General features: G+C 53.2%; 16 protein-coding genes. 8 read left to right on the plus strand and 8 right to left on the minus strand.

The window, feature by feature from the left end; translation table 11 throughout:
* Window positions 1-105 precede the first annotated feature (105 nt).
* From rimM to H4684_RS14925, 6 genes are all read right to left on the minus strand, one after another.
* Window positions 106-654: a ribosome maturation factor RimM gene (gene rimM / locus H4684_RS14900; RefSeq protein WP_192624356.1), complete on the minus strand. Its 549-nt coding sequence runs from the start codon at window positions 652-654 to the stop codon at window positions 106-108.
* 1 nt (window position 655) lies between these two features.
* Complete coding sequence (locus H4684_RS14905) at window positions 656-889, minus strand: KH domain-containing protein (RefSeq protein ID WP_015775465.1); 234 nt, start codon at window positions 887-889, stop codon at window positions 656-658.
* Between the two features lie 61 nt (window positions 890-950).
* Window positions 951-1,196, minus strand: a complete 246-nt coding sequence (gene rpsP / locus H4684_RS14910) for a 30S ribosomal protein S16 (protein WP_015775464.1) — start codon at window positions 1,194-1,196, stop codon at window positions 951-953.
* 74 nt (window positions 1,197-1,270) lie between these two features.
* Window positions 1,271-2,749 carry a signal recognition particle protein gene (gene ffh / locus H4684_RS14915; RefSeq protein WP_192624357.1) on the minus strand — a complete coding sequence of 493 codons (1,479 nt, stop codon included), beginning with the start codon at window positions 2,747-2,749 and terminating at the stop codon, window positions 1,271-1,273.
* A gap of 118 nt (window positions 2,750-2,867) precedes the next feature.
* The gene (locus tag H4684_RS14920) at window positions 2,868-4,061 is read right to left on the minus strand and encodes a pyridoxal phosphate-dependent aminotransferase (RefSeq protein ID WP_092190170.1); all 1,194 of its coding nucleotides are present in this window, start codon (window positions 4,059-4,061) and stop codon (window positions 2,868-2,870) included.
* 27 nt (window positions 4,062-4,088) lie between these two features.
* A complete protein-coding gene (locus tag H4684_RS14925; protein WP_092190168.1) occupies window positions 4,089-5,504 on the minus strand; it encodes a sigma-54-dependent transcriptional regulator in 1,416 nt (471 codons plus the stop codon).
* A gap of 145 nt (window positions 5,505-5,649) precedes the next feature.
* On the opposite strand from H4684_RS14925, the gene larB reads away from it, so the two are divergent.
* Genes larB through H4684_RS14965 form a run of 8 tightly spaced genes read left to right on the plus strand, consistent with a single transcriptional unit; the run spans window position 5,650 to window position 14,079 of the window.
* On the plus strand, window positions 5,650-6,402 hold the full coding sequence (gene larB, locus H4684_RS14930) for a nickel pincer cofactor biosynthesis protein LarB (RefSeq protein WP_225940464.1): 753 nt from the start codon (window positions 5,650-5,652) through the stop codon (window positions 6,400-6,402).
* Window positions 6,403-6,406: 4 nt separating this feature from the next.
* Window positions 6,407-7,531 carry a glycosyltransferase gene (locus H4684_RS14935; protein WP_192624359.1) on the plus strand — a complete coding sequence of 375 codons (1,125 nt, stop codon included), beginning with the start codon at window positions 6,407-6,409 and terminating at the stop codon, window positions 7,529-7,531.
* Complete coding sequence (locus H4684_RS14940; RefSeq protein ID WP_192624360.1) at window positions 7,522-8,523, plus strand: polysaccharide deacetylase family protein; 1,002 nt, start codon at window positions 7,522-7,524, stop codon at window positions 8,521-8,523. The genes H4684_RS14935 and H4684_RS14940 overlap by 10 nt, the downstream gene beginning before the upstream one ends.
* Entirely contained in the window at window positions 8,520-9,584 is a 1,065-nt protein-coding gene (locus H4684_RS14945) for a glycosyltransferase (RefSeq protein ID WP_192624361.1), read from the plus strand. Before H4684_RS14940 ends, H4684_RS14945 begins: the two co-directional genes overlap by 4 nt.
* Complete coding sequence (locus H4684_RS14950) at window positions 9,581-10,186, plus strand: protein kinase family protein (protein ID WP_192624362.1); 606 nt, start codon at window positions 9,581-9,583, stop codon at window positions 10,184-10,186. The genes H4684_RS14945 and H4684_RS14950 overlap by 4 nt, the downstream gene beginning before the upstream one ends.
* An 11-nt stretch (window positions 10,187-10,197) precedes the next feature.
* A complete protein-coding gene (locus H4684_RS14955; RefSeq protein WP_192624363.1) occupies window positions 10,198-11,949 on the plus strand; it encodes an ABC transporter ATP-binding protein in 1,752 nt (583 codons plus the stop codon).
* Between the two features lie 2 nt (window positions 11,950-11,951).
* Window positions 11,952-12,779 carry a putative nucleotide-diphospho-sugar transferase gene (locus H4684_RS14960; protein ID WP_192624364.1) on the plus strand — a complete coding sequence of 276 codons (828 nt, stop codon included), beginning with the start codon at window positions 11,952-11,954 and terminating at the stop codon, window positions 12,777-12,779.
* Window positions 12,772-14,079, plus strand: a complete 1,308-nt coding sequence (locus H4684_RS14965; protein ID WP_192624365.1) for an O-antigen ligase family protein — start codon at window positions 12,772-12,774, stop codon at window positions 14,077-14,079. The genes H4684_RS14960 and H4684_RS14965 overlap by 8 nt, the downstream gene beginning before the upstream one ends.
* A 23-nt stretch (window positions 14,080-14,102) precedes the next feature.
* On the opposite strand, the gene wbaP is transcribed toward H4684_RS14965, so the two are convergent.
* Entirely contained in the window at window positions 14,103-15,569 is a 1,467-nt protein-coding gene (wbaP, locus tag H4684_RS14970; RefSeq protein ID WP_192624366.1) for an undecaprenyl-phosphate galactose phosphotransferase WbaP, read from the minus strand.
* Window positions 15,556-16,680 (minus strand): glycosyltransferase, encoded by a 1,125-nt coding sequence (locus tag H4684_RS14975; RefSeq protein ID WP_192624367.1) that lies wholly within the window; start codon window positions 16,678-16,680, stop codon window positions 15,556-15,558. Before H4684_RS14975 ends, wbaP begins: the two co-directional genes overlap by 14 nt.
* Between the last annotated feature and the right edge of the window lie 56 nt (window positions 16,681-16,736).

Consider the following 16,736-nt stretch of genomic DNA (forward strand, 5'->3'; position numbering starts at 1 on the left):
TTAGGGGATTGATCCCCGCCTTCGCGGGGATGACGACAGTGCATGCGGGGATGACGACAGTGCATATCGACAATCCTGCGCGCCATTACCTCTGGCCAATCACGCTTACGGCTGTTGATACAATTCGAGCAGGCCGTCCGGGGGATCGACCAGGATGACTCCGGCATCGAGGTCGATATCGAGAATGAACTCGTCCACGGCCGGAAGCATGATCTCGTTGCCGTCCTCGTCGTGAATGAACCACAGCTCCTGACCGGCCACGTCGCGGATGTCTTCCAAGAGGCCGATGCGGGAGCCGTTGACATGCATGACCGGCAGGCCGATCAGGTCCTCGGGGCGATACTCGTCCTCGTCCAGCGGCGGCAGATCGCGTTCCCGCGCCAACACGTCGGCACCACGCCACGCCTCCGCCTGATCCCGCCCCTGGGAGCGGTCAACGGTGATGAGGGCGCGACCTTGATGCGCACGCCATCCTTCAAGGACGCAAGGCCTCGGTTTTTTGCCCGGAAGCCGCAGGTAGATGCGGGTCAAGCCCTCAAAGATGAAAGGGGAGTCTGCATATGGTTCGATGCAGAGCTCCCCCCTGAGGCCATGTGGTTTCTGAACCCGACCCAGTTCCACGAGCTTGACCGGGTCCAATTTCTCTTCGGACACGTTACTCCAGAATTTCCAGGACTGAACGTTTCCTGATTTTGGTTGAAGCCGCGCCCAAGATGGTCCGCATGGCCCTGGCCGTGCGCCCCTGCTTGCCGATGACCTTGCCCAGATCTTCCTTGGCCACCTTCAGCTCAATGACGGAGGTCTGCTCTCCCTCGATTTCAGTCACCGAGACACTGTCCGGATTATCCACCAAAGACTTGGCTATGAATTCGATCAAATCCTTGAGCATGAGCACCTCCGCTGAAGATCTGTGGATCGCACGATGAGCCGGGCGACGAGCCTTGGAGGTACTATTTACTGAATCCAGACTTCTTTAGCAAGGAGCGAACCGTATCTGTGGGCTGCGCACCCAGTTCGATCCAGCTTTTGACCTTGTCCTGATCGAACTTGATCTCGGCAGGCTCGGTCATGGGGTTGTAATAGCCCACATAATCAAGGGCCCGGCCGTCACGGCGGGAAGCGGAATCCACGGCCACGATGCGGTAAAACGGTTTCTTCTTGGAGCCCATGCGGGTCAGTCTGAGTTTCAAAGCCATTGTTGTTCTCCCTGAACGTAAGTGTATTGCGCGAACGCTTAAGTTCGGTCGTAACCGAAACAAGGGGCGCCCGACTATTTTTTTCTGCGCTGCTTTTTGGCCTTCTTGCGCTTTTCCTTGAGCTTGGCCGCTTCCGCAGCGGTTCGTCCGCCGCCTCCGGAAGGCAACCCGCCGGGCATCCCGGGCATGCCGCCCGGCATCGCTCCCATTCCTGGCATTCCGGGCATGCGTCCGCCCTGTGGCATGGACGGCATCTTGCCGCCCGCCATCTTCTTCATCATCTTCTGCATCTGCTCAAAATTCTTGAGAAGCTGGTTGACCTCGGTCACCGTGACCCCGCTGCCCTTGGCGATTCGCTGCTTGCGGCTGGGGTTGATGATCTTGGGCTCGTGGCGTTCGGCCATGGTCATGGAACTGATCATGGCCTCGACCTTGCCGAGTTCCTTCTCGGGCATTTGGACATCCTGCAACTGCTTGCGGATCTGTCCCATGCCCGGGATGAGCTTCATGATGCCTTCGAGGGAACCGAGCTTCTTGATGCGGCGCATCTGCGTACGAAAATCTTCAAGATCGAATTCGGCCTTCTTGAATTTTCTTTCAAGGGCCTCGGCTTCCTTGGAGTCGATGGTCGACTGCGCCTTTTCGATCAGCGTCAGTACATCGCCCATGCCGAGAATCCGGGACGCAATGCGGTCCGGATGAAAAACTTCAAGTTCGCTGAGACGCTCGCCCATGCCGACAAACTTGAGCGGCTTGCCCGTGATGGACTTGATGGACAACGCCGCGCCGCCGCGGGCATCACCGTCCATCTTGGTCAGCACAACGCCGGTGATGTCCAGAACCTCGTTGAATTTCTCGGCAACGGTGACCGCGTCCTGGCCGGTCATGGCGTCGGCCACGAACAAAATTTCCTGCGGACGGCACTTTTCCTTGATGCCGACCAGCTCCTGCATGAGCAATTCATCAATATGCAGACGGCCCGCCGTATCGATGAGGATCACGGAGCAGCCCTTGAGCTCGGCGTCACGCATGGCGTCAACGCAGATGTCCACCGGATTCATGTCCACGGTGGAAGGATAGACCGGCACTCCCAGCTCGGCTCCAAGTTTCGTCAGCTGATCGATGGCCGCCGGACGATAGACGTCGGCGGGGACCAGGTACGGAGCGTATTTCTGGCGGCGCAGGAACAGGGCCAGCTTGGCCGCCGACGTGGTCTTGCCCGAACCCTGCAGGCCGGACATCATGATCACGTAGGGCGGCTTACCCGAGAGGTTCAGGGCGCAGTTCTCGCCGCCCAGGAGCTCGATCAGCTCTTCGTGGACGATCTTGATGACCTGCTGGCCGGGTGTCAGGCTGCCGAGGACATCCTGCCCGAGCGCCCGAACCTTTACCTTTTCGACAAAGTCCTTGACGACCTTGAAATTGACGTCGGCTTCCAGGAGGGCCAGACGCACTTCGCGCAAGCCATCCTGGATGTTGCTTTCATCGAGGCGGCCGTGGCCGCGCAGTTTTTTAAAGACCGATTCAAGTCGGTCGGACAAGCTATCGAACATTCAAGGGCACCTGTGCTGGGGAAAAGAAGAAGGGATGCATAGACAAGTTCGATCCACTCGTCAAGCAGAAGCAAACCATGGTGTCGCGGCGCGCGGCATCCCGCGCGCCGCGACGAAATCAGCCCAAGGCCTTGGCCACGGCACGCGCAAAGCCGGGAGCCGCGCCCCGGATGGTGGACTCGTCCACACAGAAAGCCAGGCGGAAAAAGCCCGGATAGCCGAAGCCCGAACCAGGCACGGCCAGAATCTGCTCCTGCATGAGTTCATTGACAAAGGCCGCATCATCCCCGCCCTTGGGAATGCGCGGGAAGAAATAGAACGCGCCCTGCGGCATGGAAAATTCAATGCCGGCCTCACGCAGCACCTCGGCCATGGCGTCACGACGGCGGGCATAGACCGAGGCATCCACCTCGTGCCCCAAGGCCTTGGCCAGAAGCTTCTGCCCCACAGCCGGCGCGTTGACGAAACCGAGGATACGATTGGCCAGAATCACTCCCGCCACCAGATGCGCGCCTTCGGGCATGGCCGGATTCACGGCCACGTACCCTACCCGCTCCCCGGCCAGGGCCAGATTCTTGGAGAAGGAACTGATCACGACGCTGTGCTCGTAGATCGGGAAAATCGCGGGCACTTCAGTTCCGTCATAGGCCAGAAAACGGTAGGGTTCGTCGGAAATGAGCAGGATGGGCCGCCCGGTCCGGGCCGAAGCCTGCCGCAGGATGTCGGCCAACTGGGAAAGCTCTTCAAGAGAATAGATCCGGCCAGTCGGGTTGTTGGGTGAGTTGATCAGCACGCAGCGGGTACGGTCGGAGATGGCCGAGGCCAGGGCCTTCAGATCCAGCTCGAAGGTCAACGGCTTGGACGGGACGGCTTTCAAAACCCCGCGATGATTCTCGGCATAGAATCCGTACTCCACAAAATACGGCGCAGGACAAAGTACCTCGTCTCCGGGTTCGAGCACGGCCCTGAACAACGCGTTGATCCCGCCCGCCGCGCCGCAGGTGACGACCAGATCCTCGGCCGAAACGGCCACACCCTGCTCGACGGAAACCACCTCGGCCAGGCGCTCGCGCACCTGCGGATAGCCGGCGTTGGGCATGTAGCCGAAGGCAAAAGGCTTCCCGGCGTCCTCGGCCAATTCGCGCAGCCCCTCGGCCACCGCCGCCGGGGGAGCCAGGTCCGGATTGCCCAGGCTGAAATCATAGACATTCTCAGCCCCGTATTTCTTCTTGAGCTCGATGCCGGTTTCGAACATGCGCCGGATCCACGACGACTTGGCCAGATAGCCCTCGATCTGCGAACAAAGAATCATATGCTCTCCCTTGAAGGCCCGGTTCCCTTACGGAATATCCAGGCCGATCTTTCTGTATTCACCAAGTTTGTTGCGCAATGTGCGCACGGAAATTCCTAGGAGCTCCGAAGCCTTGGTCCTGTTGCCCAAGGTCGAATCCAGGCTCTTCATGATCAGATGCATCTCCATTTCCTGGATGGTCGGGATGCGTCCGGCAAAGTCCATGGTCATGCTCGGGGACAAGGATGACGCCCGCGCGGGAATGGGCGCGTCCGGCACCGATTCGCCCGCTTCGCAAAGCTCCGGGGACCACTCCTGCCCATCCAGCAGAAAATGCATCGGCCGGATGGGCCCCGCCCCGGCCAGGAGCACGGCCCTTTCCATCAAATTCTGCAGTTCACGCACATTGCCCGGCCAGTCGTGCGCCATGATCCAATCGCGGGCTTCGGTCGAAAGTTGCAGGGCGCCGAGTCCGTATTCCCGGGTGAGACGGCGGATGAAAAAATCGGCCAGCAACAGCACGTCATCGCCGCGCTGGGCCAGCGGAGGCAGGCGTAGCGGGATGACGTTCAGGCGGTAAAAAAGGTCCTGACGAAATTCGCCCTTCTCCACGCTCTGCTCAAGATTGCGGTTGGTGGTGGCCAGTACGCGCACATCCACCTTGACCGTCTCGACCCCGCCCACGCGGTCGATCTCGCCCTCCTGGAGGGCGCGCAGCAGCTTGGCTTGAAGAGCCAGGGCCATTTCGGAAATTTCATCCAGAAGCAGGGTCCCGCCGGTGGCCAGTTCGAACTTGCCCAGCTTGCGGGAAATGGCTCCGGTGAATGAACCCTTCTCGTGACCGAACAGTTCGCTCTCGAGCAGGTGCTCGGGCAAGGCCGCGCAGTTGACCGCCACGAAGGGAGCGTTTTCACGGCCCGAATGGGCATGAATGAAACGGGCGAACATCTCCTTACCCGTACCCGACTCGCCGGAGATGAGCACGGTGGCCTTGGACGGAGCCACCTGCTTGGCCAAAGCCAAAACCCGGGCCACGGAAGGATGGGAGCCTACGATGGCCACCTCGCGCGGATTGCTCCGGGCAACGGGACGAGGCGCGGCCGGGGCTTGCGCTTCCCGTGGCAACACGGCCTGGATCTTTTCCCAGGTCAGCGGACAGAGCCAGTAATCCTGCGCACCCATTTCCATATAATAGCGCGCTTCCTCGGCGCTGCCCTTGTCCGTAAACACGATGACGGGGATCTGGCTTTCGGCCTGGTTCAAGGCATCGAGAAGATCCTGGGCCCTGTATCCGGGCAGGGAAGGCAGGGTGAAGACGATATCGGCCTTGCGCGCCTCAAGCACTTTAAGCGCCGAGGCACGGTCGTCCACAACCATGGCCTGACACTCATGCGCCTTGAATTCGGCATGCAGGGGGGACACGAGTTCGGATCGTGAGACAAAGAGGATTCGCTTGGACGCCATATCCGCATACGCTATCTTTTCCCCAGCCTCTTTGCAATATGGAGAGCCTGCGGGCGCTTGCCCGCCATCCGCCCATCTGCTAGGGCTGGGTCGGATTTCGAGCCTTCAATTCACAGCAAGCCAAAGGGTCTCCCCTCTTATGCCCATGAACCCCCAAGAACTGACCTCCCTGCTGCGCGACGTCGCCGCCGGCAATATCTCGTGCGAGACTGCCCAGGCGGTCCTTGCGGGGAACGAAAACAAGGACCTGACCCTAGACACCTGGCGCCAGGAGCGCACCAATGTCGGCGAAGTGGTCTATGGTCAGGGCAAGACCCTGGAGCAGATCCGCGCCTCCCTTGCAGAGCTGGGGCGGCACCACCCGGTCCTGGCCACCAAGATTTCGACGGCGCACGGGCAGGAGCTTAAGAATCTTTTTCCAAATGGATGCCTGTGGGAGGAGGCGAGGCTCTTTTGCCTGGGAGCGGATCTGCTGGCCGCCGACCCCAAGGCGCCCGACTCGGAAGTGCTCATCGTCACGGCCGGATCCTCGGACCTGCCCGTGGCCCGTGAAGCCCTGGGCACTGCCAGATTCCTGGGACTTGGCGCGCACCTGGTGAGCGACGTGGGCGTCGCTGGCCTGCACCGCCTGGACCCGCACCTGCCGAGCCTGCGCCAGGCCAGGGTCATCATCGCGGTGGCCGGAATGGAAGGCGCGCTGCCAAGCGTCCTCGGCGGGCTCCTGAAGGCACCGATCATTGCGGTTCCAACCTCGACAGGCTATGGGGCCAACTTCGCAGGCCTGACCCCGCTCCTGGCCATGCTCAACTCCTGCGCCCCGGGCGTGGGAGTGGTCAACATCGACAACGGCTTCGGGGCGGCCGTGCTGGCAAAAAAAATCCTGGCCCGCCAAGAATAAACACATGAATAAACCGGTTCTTTTTCGAGTCACGAACAATCTGAAGGTGGGCGGCGTACAGAAACGACTGCGCGCACTTTTGCCCTTGCTGACGGAGCACTACGAAGTGCACGTCGTGACCTATAAGGACAGGGGTATATTTTTTGATGAATTGGCCAAGCTCGGCGTGCATACCCACTTCCTGCCCCGCAAGGGGCACTGGAACCCGATGGCCATCTGGCAGCTGGCAAAACTTTTCCGCAAACACCGGGCCGATATCGTTCACACGCATTCCTTCGGCGGCAATATCTTCGGCATCCTCGCGGCGGCCCTGGCCCGGGTGCCGGTGCGGATCGGCCAGGTGCACTCGCGCGGTCTGCATTGGTATGGAACTTCCATTTTTCGCCAAAGGAAGCAAATTATTGAAGAATCCTTCGTGCACCGACTATTTTCTCACCAAGTTGTATTTGTATCGGAAGAATCCCTTGCTTTTTTTCAATCAAAAACAGGCCTACCAAAATACATGCTGAGCGTACTCCACAATGGGATGACTCTAACAACCAGCAGACCGCCTCTCACAAGAGAAGATCTGAAGCTTCCGGTATCCATCCCACTCATTGGCTTCGTCGGCAGGCTGACCCAAGGCAAAGGACTCAACTTTTTTTTCACTTTTGCGATGCAGGCTTTGAAAATGCGTCCTGAATCATATCACTTTGTTGTTATTGGTGGAGGATGCCAGCGCACCTTCGTAGAATTGTGCGCCAATCTAGGTATTTCCCGATCGGTGACATTTACAGACGAATTGCACGAAATGGACCGCATTTACCCCATTCTTAATGCCATACTCTTCACGTCCAAACCCGAACATGAAGGTATGCCAGGAGTTGTGCTGGAAGCCTGTGCCCATGGCCTTCCCATATTGGCAAGAGAATCCCAACCCATCCAAGAAATTGCCCAGCACTACAGCCGAATACGCTATTTCAACGCAACTGAACCACACGTTCAGCTTGAAGATCTCCTTTGCGTTCCCGAGGACAATCGCAAAGCTTTCCAAAACGAATTCTCTCTTGAGGCCATGCGGGACAGAACGCACGCCCTGTATCAGCGCCTTCTCGACAAGCGTGGTGAAGGCTTCCGAAAATGTCCTTGATCATGCTGACACAACTCCTCTTCGGCACAAGCATTCCGGTTCTTTGCTACCATCAGGTGCGGCCGGACAGCGGCATGACGCCTGAGAAGTTTGGCCGCCATCTCGACCTCATCAAAAAGCTCGGCTTTCAGACCATCAGCCTGGCCAATCTGCACCGCATCATACAGGGACAAACACCTCAAACCGGCCCTTCGGTGGTCATTACCTTCGATGACTGCACGCTGGACAACTGGGTATACGCCGTGCCCCAGCTCTTGCGCCGGAACATGCATGGGGTTTTTTTCGCCATCACCGATTTTATTCAGCCCGGACCACCCCGGCTCCAAGCTGATCAAACGACGGCTCCACTTCCAGTGCCAGCCTTTGGCGACATAATGCAGCAGGCCTTGTCCGGAAACTGTGACGGGTTCATGAACGAGGCCGAAATCCGAGCCGTGGTGCACGATCTGGGCATGGAGGTCTATTCGCACTCCGCCACGCATCAGGCCTGTTTCACTCGCGCAGAACAAACCGGAACCCTCGGCGAGAACAGGCACTGGAGCCATGCCGCATTATGCGGCCAAGACGCTGACGCAGACTCTGCCGTCCACCCAGTGGGCAGTTCCTATGCCCATGCAGGCTTTGGACTGGACTGGAACGGCCGCCCCCTGACTCTGAAGACTGACCAAGAGCGTCTCGCTTTTTGTGTAACTGACTTTTCGGCAGCGAAAGCCAAGTTGGAAGACCTCCTGGGCCAGCCCTGCCCCTTTCTTTGCCTGCCCTGGGGCGAATACGACGACATCACCCTGGCTGCCGCAAAAAAGGCTGGCTATGAGGGTGTGCTGAACCTTGAGGCTGGACACGTCGGGCCCGGAATTGACCCCATGCGCATCGGCAGACTTGCGGTCAAGGACCGCAAAACATTGCCCTGGCTTGGCCTTAAGACCCTGCTCCTGGCTCACAGGACGCTGGCTCCATGGGCCCAGAGGCGGAACGTAGGCAGGCGCACATGAATATCTGCTTTGTCAATTCCACCAATAAATGGGGCGGGGTCAAAAGCTGGACCCTCGATGTGGCGCGCGGTCTCGCGGATCGCGGACATGGCATCCTCATCGTCGGCAGGTCAGGACCTTTCATCGACAAGGCCCGCGAAATGGGGCTCGACGCTCTGGGCCTTTCCTTTGGCCCGGACTTCAATCCAATGCGGATTCTTGGCTTCATCAAGCTTTTCAAGGCGCGCAAAACCGATCTTGTCGTCGTCAATGTGGGCAAGGATATGCGCATTGCAGGCATAGCGGCCAAAATGCTCGGCATCCCGGTGGTCCACCGCGTCGGCCTGGCTGGAGACATGCGCAACACATACAAGGTGCGCCTGCTGCACAAATGGATACGGCCACGTATCCTGGTCCCGTGCGAACAGATCAAAAGGGGCCTTCTGCAAGAACTGCCTTATCTGAAACCGGAAGAAATCACGGTCATTCTGACAGGCAAGGAACCTGCACCGTCTCCACCGGCAACCGTGCATTCACCGCTTCGCTTCATCTCCACCAGTCAGCTCAACGCCGACAAAGGGCATAAAGACGTCCTTGAGGCGCTGGCCGAACTGAAAAAACAGGGCTACGCGTTTGAATATCATATCGTGGGAACAGGACGCATCGAAGCGGAACTGAAAGACCTTACCACCAGCCTTGACCTTGACGACCGGGTCACCTGGCACGGATTTCAAAAGGATGTCAGGTCATTTCTGCGCAAGGCAGACGTCTTTCTTCTTCCGTCGCACCGAGAGGGATTGCCGAACACGCTGCTTGAGGCAATGGCTGAAGGACTTGTCTGTGTGGCTCGGGATGTGGGGGGAGTGGCCGAGGTGTGGCCAAACAGCGTATCAGATCTTCTGCTCCCTGCCTCCGCAGGACCGCATTGTCTCATCGCTATTTTGATGGGCATCCTAAAAACGGATGAATATTCTATCCTGAATCAAGGCCAGCATTTCTGGTCTGAAGCCGTGTCCAATTCTCTACAGGCCATGACACAACAGGTTGAACGTTTCTTCTCTGAACGAGGAACACAAAATTGATAGAACTAGGCCACCAACTCGTAAAAGGCGGATGGTGCGAAATTCGTGCGATACAAGGTCGCCCAGATCTTTGCGCCAAGGTGCTGATCCCAAAACGGAGATTCAAAGGAAGGCGCCCCGACCCTAATGAAATCGTCAATTCTAAATACGGGATCAAGGATTTTCTGGATTACGAATGGAGTAACTACCAAAAAATCTTGGCCTCCTGTCCCCAGGAACTGCGACGCTATTTTGTAGCCATGCACGGAATTGAGCTTACGACAGCTGGCAGCAAGGCGCTGATCATGGATGTCGTGCTGGATGATCGTGGAGAAATTGCCCCAAATCTGGTCAAAAACACCCGTAACCTCAGCCCCAAATTCTGGGAAATACTTGATCGCATTCGCCAAGAGGTTCTTTTGGCACACAGCATCGATCATTTTGGCATCGCTCGGCGCAACATTCTCGTCAAATCACCCGACTTTCCTCTCATCATTGACTTCCAAACAGGCAGAGAACGTTTTAGAGGGCAATTCTGGTTGCGGTGGCCTTTTTTTGTCAGAGCTAAAATCAATCGCTGTTTTCATAAGCTTTACAAGGAGATGGGCATAAATCCCCAGTAATCTAGAATATTATGGCACTACTTAAAAACGACACCATCCGCTTGTTACGTCGCAGCTTGAGCTATTTTTTACCATACAAGATGCTTATCATAGCGTCATTTGCAGCTCTCGGCGTCGTCGCCCTCAGCACCGCAGGAGCTGCTTACTTGGTACAGCCTGCTCTCGACGAAATTTTCATTAAGAAAGATCAAACTGCGCTGGTGTTCCTCCCTTTTTTGCTTGTCGCCGTTTTTCTCGCCAAAGGAATTGGTCTTTTCATCCAAAAATTTCTCATGTCCTATTGCGGCACGAAGGTCCTTGAACAGCTTCGATATGAGCTTTTCGCCAAAATAATCTGTCTTCCTCTTGATTTTTTTGGCGAAACTCGGGTTGGAATGCTAATGTCCAGAATCATTAGCGACGTAAACCTGATAAGCGCGAGTTTACCGGAACTCATCAGAATCATACAACACAGCCTGACCATGGTAGGCTTGATTGGACTTGTGCTCTACAGGGATGCGCAGCTTGCGTTCTGGGCCTGTCTGGTTTTCCCTCTTGCTGTATACCCCGTGATTTATTTCGGAAAAAAATTGCGCAAAATTGGACGAAAATATCAATCTGAGCTTGCAGACATCTCTTCTCACCTACAAGAAAGTTTCAATGGATTGCGGGTAGTTAAAGCCTTTGCGTCAGAGGAACTGGAAAAGGACAAATTTAGAATTGTCAGCAAAAATCTTGCACGCATTGGCATCAAAGGAAAAATGTACAACCAGCTTTCCTCGCCGATCATGGAACTCATAGGAGCAATCGGGGCGGGACTGGTCATCTGGTATGGCGGCAGTCAGGTTATCGCGGGGAATAGAACTCCAGGCGAATTCTTTTCGTTTATGACGGCTCTAATTATGCTGTATGATCCCTTTAAATCCATCAGCCAGGCAAACAATACTATTCAGCAGGCCATGGCTGGAGCGGAAAGGGTTTTTGAAATTTTAGACTCAAAGGATCTTATTGAAGAAAAGGGAGGCGATATTGAATATACGCCCCCGTTCGCGTCGCTTGCCTTCGAAAACGTGACGTTTTTCTATCCAGGAACAACTGACCCTGCGTTAAAAAATATCAACCTGACAATTAAGGCGGGTGAGAGGCTCGCATTTGTTGGTCAAAGCGGGGCCGGAAAAACAACCATAGCGCATCTCGTTCCACGATTCCATGATTGCACGCAAGGAACAATACGCCTCAATAATCGCCCTCTCTCAGAGTACACATTGGCCAGTTTACGTTCAAATATTGGTATTGTTTCGCAAGATCCATTTCTCTTCAACCTCTCGGTTCGAGACAACATTGCCTATGGGCAGTCGTCAACTGACCAAGCCCTCGTCGAACAAGCGGCCATAGCGGCCTATGCTCACGATTTCATAAAAGAACTCCCGCATGGTTACGAGACAATCGTTGGGGAGAAAGGCGTAAAACTATCCGGAGGTCAAAAACAGCGACTTACGATCGCCAGGGCTATCATGAAAAATCCGTCACTTTTGATACTTGACGAAGCAACATCAGCCCTCGATACGGAATCAGAGCGTATCGTTCAGAAAGCACTGGAAAACCTTATGGAAGGACGAACAAGCATCGTCATAGCCCATCGCCTCTCCACCGTTTTAAGTGCAGACAGAATTATCGTAATGCAAAACGGAAAAATCATAAGCGAAGGCACAAACGATCAACTTTTGCAAACATGCCCTTTTTATTCAAAACTCTACAAACTTCAATTTGAAGGTCAAAAATAATCATGGACTACGACATAGTTACCAGTGCTGATGAAGGATACGCACACTTCATCAAAAATCTAGCTGCTAATTGTTTACAAATATTTAACAAAAAACTCATAGTTTACGATCTTGGGCTTTTAGAAGAAACAAAAAAAACGATTGAAGCTGATTATATCGAATTCAAAACAAGCGAAGAATATAAAGCCATTAATTCAAAAAATAGTATACGAGCAACGCATAAGCCACGATGTATACTTGACTATTTTCATAGAGCGCAAGGAAAATTTCTTTTCCTTGATGCAGACTGCCTTTTTGTCCGACGTCCTAATTTTCCGGACGCGGATGTTTGTCTTACTTTTCGGATATACTCAGAACAGACGAAAAGTGACTTCGCAAAAAATGGAATCATCAATAGCGGAGTCATCTTCATAGATCCTACAAGTGCCCATAAAAACGACACTGAACTTCTGTTAAAAGAATGGATCTCGCGTTGTGAAATAAATCAAGATTCAACAGATCAAAAAACACTGAGCGATATCTTACTGAGCCTCAAGGAAAAAAAACACCCTGATGCAATATGCTACTACAATGAATCCTCAATTAAACTTCTAAGGTCTGAGCTTTACAATGATGTAAAGAGAAAAACTGGCGACATTTTACACTTCAAAGCCGCTTCACGGCGAAAAGAAAAAATGCAAGAATACGTCTTTTTTTGCAAAATGACTAAATTCATTTTTTTAATTCATGCATATTTAGGGATAAATAAAACGCTACTATTCTTAAAAAGAAAGATAAATCCTGGCAGGTACGAAAGAAGATACGTACAAGAAATGAGAAATTATGAATAAATCACCAGTAAAAAAATCATTACCCCAATATTTCACGAATAATTTTCGCAATAAAGACAATTTAATTTCTTTTTTTTCCTTCTTGCTTCGCTTTGGATTCTGTTTTTACATCCTTTTTTTTCCTATTGGTAAAGCTCCCGCAAACATCGGGTCTATCTGCGCAATGATAGGTCTTCTAGGCACCTATGCGCTGGACTATCAAAACTCAAACTTGAAGCTCCTCGGAAAGCTCAAGTGGATTTATTTTATCTTCATAGGATTTATTCTTTTCAAAGCATTTCATAATATAAATATTTCTAACGGATGGTATGGATTTAGAACAAACATTAATGGAGCATTTACTCTTTTCTTAATCGGACTGGAATTTATCCGCAATAAGCGGGACCTGAAAATTGTAATTGCGCTATTCACCGTTGCTGGTTTTTATGAAGGATTGGACGGTCTTTATCAATACATAGTCGGTGTTGATTTTATCCGCGGAGATCCCCCCTTAAGCGGACCGACTGGCATTCGCTTGACCGGATCAATGAAAACCTACCGAGTCGGCAATTATATGTCACTGATTTTACCCATAAGCTTGGGGGCTTGGGTTCTTCTTCCAAGCACATGGTCCAGATGGCAAAAAGCTATTTTCATGGCTGCTATTCTTTTTCCCGGCATGTTTCTCTTTCTCGGGGCTCAAACACGCAGTGGTTTTTTAGGTTTTTTTGTTGCAGCGGTAGCGCTTTACGCGTTGCTACGTGGATTTACATGGAAAATTTTGGCGGGTGGGGCAGCACTACTGTCTTGGGCTTTATTTTTCGGATCAAAGAGAACGTCCTTTGAAATGATTCTCCAGGATGGACGTATTCAAGAGTTATGGCCTTATGCCTTGAAAGTATTCCAAAGCGCCCCGCTCCTTGGAGTTGGACTCAACAGTTACAATCCCGGCGTTCACGCACTCGGACTTGAATTTCAACAACACTCGCAGAGCATTCAGCACCCTCACAATATCTATCTTCAATTCCTTTGCGAAATGGGAATTATTGGTCTTTTGGTGCTGGTTTGTTTTTTTGGGACTTATCTGATCTGGTCGTTGCGACACACAATCAAAGGATTCGTTACAAACGAAAAGCGCGCACCGTGTATCATGCTGTCTTTTTTCTGGGCCGCTTTCCTTGGCTACACTGCCACCGGTCTGAGCGGACACGACTTTTTCCGCCCGTGGTGGCTCGGCACGGCCTTTTCAATACTTGGCATAGTTATGGGTGGTTGCCTCACCTTAAGCGGAGAAACAAAACCAGCAAAAGATCGCAATTAGCTGTCGCCAGAGAAAGGATAAAATCAACATGCTCCCCGGCAACGGAATACTTCTCCCGGAGTCTTGAGTAGAATATAAATATCGAGCCAAACAGACCAGTTGCGAACATAGTACGCTTCCAGCCGAACACGTTCGGCATACGAGATGCCGCTTCTGCCGGATACCTGCCACAGCCCGGTCAAGCCGGGCTTAACCTTCTTGTAGAGGACGAAGCCCCCCTCATACTTGTCCACCTCATCCCAAACGATCGGCCTTGGCCCAACCAGGCTCAGATCCCCGCGTAGCACGTTCCATAGCTGAGGCAACTCATCCAAACTGGTTCTGCGCAAAAAATGCCCTACCCGTGTGATGCGAGGATCGCATGTCAGCTTGTGCTTCTCTTCCCATTCTGCGCGCAAAGCTGGATCGGACTGAAGGCACTCCTCCAGTACAGCGCCCGCATCGCGGACCATGGTTCTGAATTTCCAGATGGTTATATCTTTCCCACCGAGCCCGATCCGTTTATGACCGAACAACACAGGCCCCTTGGAATCCAGTTTGATCACCACGGCAATGATTGCGGAAAGAAGCAAAATTAACGGCAAGCAGATGAAAATCAAGGCCAGTTCCGCACCTCGCTTGATCCACTGTCTTCGCGGATCAAGAAGCTTCTGATGGACTTCAAGGCCCAGAATCCCGCCCATGTCAAAGGCGGAGATCCAAAGCGACGATGCCCCGAACAAGTCTGGAATTATGATCAATCGCCTGAAATCAGCCGCCGGCCCTTGCAGCACTTCCACAAGCTTGGCCGGACCTGCGCCAGGCATCGCCACAATAGCAGTGGCGCCTTTACATTCTTCGGTCACCCCCTTTGCAGCGTCCAATGACCCGATCACCGGCACTCCGTTACAGGTGGTGCCATGTTTCCGAGGATCATCGTCAAAAAATGCCACCGGCCGCAAACACAAACGGTGTTCGCGGTCCAGCGCTTTGGCCACAGCCTCTCCCGTCCTGCCAGCGCCCAAAATAATCGCAGGGTGCCCCCAGCGCTTCCAAATTTCCACTTTTCGCCGGACCATTGTCCGAAAAAAAGGCACCGTGCCCAAAACGCCAATCCAAGCCATGACAAAAATCCCACGCGAGTATTGATCGCTTTGTTTGGACAAAAATATGGCACCAAGGAGAATCAAAAAAATTACGGAAGTCGACTGAGTAATTTTCTTAAGCTCAGCGGGCGGACTGAGCAAAATTCCGGGATATAGCCCCGCAATTGCGTACGCGGCAGGGAAAAGAAGCAGAAATGGAATCATGTCCCAATAAAGAGCAAAACTAAAAGAACCACCCAGAACAAATCTCCCGACGACACTCAAGCACCAGACCAACAACAAGGCTAGGCAGTCGGAAAACAACAAGAGCCCGGTTACCCTGAATCCAGAAAGCGGCCCCTGCTTCGGAAAGTACGCTTTTAGCTCATCGCCTGAAACCACTCCTTCAGATCTATGCTTGAACATCCCAACGCCCCATTGCGCGTGTATGCGCCTGAAGTTGAATCTCGATAATCTTGGCCATTTCAGCCCTGAACCTCTCCGGCCCAAAACCGCACGCATGCGCCCGGATTTCGGCGGGATGAAAATGACTATTCATGCCTTCAAATCGTTCGACAGCTTCCATCAACGCATCCTCGGTCTGCTCATGAAAAAAGATGCCCGTCTTTCCATCCACAACAGTTTCCAACGCCCCCCCCTTGCCAAAGGCAATGACGGGGCGCCCCGAAGCCATGGCCTCGAGAGGCACAATCCCAAAATCTTCCTCACCAGGAAAAATCAGCGCCTGGCAACGAGAGTAGTGGTTGCGCAATACTTCAAACGGTTGACGGCCCAAAAACTCGACATTGTTGCCAGCTATCTCACGCAAAAGCCGCCCTTGTTCACCTTCCCCGATTATGACCAGGCGTTTCCCTGAACGGGTGAAGGCCTTCACTGCAAGATCGGCCCGCTTGTAACCAACCAACTGCCCGACCATAAGGTAAAAATCATCCTGCTGCTCCGAAACGGAAAAGTCATCCACCGCTACCGGGGGATAAACAACATCCGCGTCACGCCGATAATGCTTGGCGATCCGCCGCGCGACATTCACCGAATTGGCCACGAAATGATCTACCCTGTCGACGCTGAGCCTGTCCCAAATGCGCAGGTAATGAAGAAGGGGGGCCATGAAAAATCTTTTGATTCTACCTGAATTGGACATGTAATCATGATACATGTCCCAGACGTAACGCATGGGTGTGTGGCAATAACAGATGTGCAACGCATCAGGAGAAGTCAGCACGCCCTTAGCTGGACCGGATTCACTGGAGATGACAAGGTCATACTCGCGGAGATCAAATTGTTCCAGGGCCAAGGGCATCAAAGGCAGATAGTGTTTGTACCAGCGGTTAGAAAAAGGTAGATTGTCGATAAACGAAGTAAATATTTTTCGAGTTGCCACACATGGAGGCAAAGTTTCTCGATCAACGACGTGCGAGAAGATATCTGCGTCTGGATAAAGATTGCATAGTTCTTCTACTACTTTTTCGCCACCTCTTTGGGCTATAAACCAATAGTGAATAATGGCAATTTTCAATGAAAAATTCCTACTTTTTGATCAAGAATAAAATTGCATTACCAATAATATGTTTA

This window comes from Desulfomicrobium macestii (genome assembly GCF_014873765.1).
GTDB lineage: Bacteria > Desulfobacterota > Desulfovibrionia > Desulfovibrionales > Desulfomicrobiaceae > Desulfomicrobium > Desulfomicrobium macestii.

Excerpts from the sequence above, each read along its gene's own strand:
- H4684_RS14905 (WP_015775465.1), bottom strand. The coding sequence starts at position 889 with ATGCTCAAGGATTTGATCGAATTCATAGCCAAGTCTTTGGTGGATAAT.
- rpsP (WP_015775464.1), bottom strand. The coding sequence starts at position 1,196 with ATGGCTTTGAAACTCAGACTGACCCGCATGGGCTCCAAGAAGAAACCG.
- ffh (WP_192624357.1), bottom strand. The coding sequence starts at position 2,749 with ATGTTCGATAGCTTGTCCGACCGACTTGAATCGGTCTTTAAAAAACTG.
- H4684_RS14920 (WP_092190170.1), bottom strand. The coding sequence starts at position 4,061 with ATGATTCTTTGTTCGCAGATCGAGGGCTATCTGGCCAAGTCGTCGTGG.
- H4684_RS14925 (WP_092190168.1), bottom strand. The coding sequence starts at position 5,504 with ATGGCGTCCAAGCGAATCCTCTTTGTCTCACGATCCGAACTCGTGTCC.
- larB (WP_225940464.1), top strand. The coding sequence starts at position 5,650 with ATGAACCCCCAAGAACTGACCTCCCTGCTGCGCGACGTCGCCGCCGGC.
- H4684_RS14935 (WP_192624359.1), top strand. The coding sequence starts at position 6,407 with ATGAATAAACCGGTTCTTTTTCGAGTCACGAACAATCTGAAGGTGGGC.
- H4684_RS14940 (WP_192624360.1), top strand. The coding sequence starts at position 7,522 with ATGTCCTTGATCATGCTGACACAACTCCTCTTCGGCACAAGCATTCCG.
- H4684_RS14945 (WP_192624361.1), top strand. The coding sequence starts at position 8,520 with ATGAATATCTGCTTTGTCAATTCCACCAATAAATGGGGCGGGGTCAAA.
- H4684_RS14955 (WP_192624363.1), top strand. The coding sequence starts at position 10,198 with ATGGCACTACTTAAAAACGACACCATCCGCTTGTTACGTCGCAGCTTG.
- H4684_RS14960 (WP_192624364.1), top strand. The coding sequence starts at position 11,952 with ATGGACTACGACATAGTTACCAGTGCTGATGAAGGATACGCACACTTC.
- H4684_RS14965 (WP_192624365.1), top strand. The coding sequence starts at position 12,772 with ATGAATAAATCACCAGTAAAAAAATCATTACCCCAATATTTCACGAAT.
- wbaP (WP_192624366.1), bottom strand. The coding sequence starts at position 15,569 with ATGTTCAAGCATAGATCTGAAGGAGTGGTTTCAGGCGATGAGCTAAAA.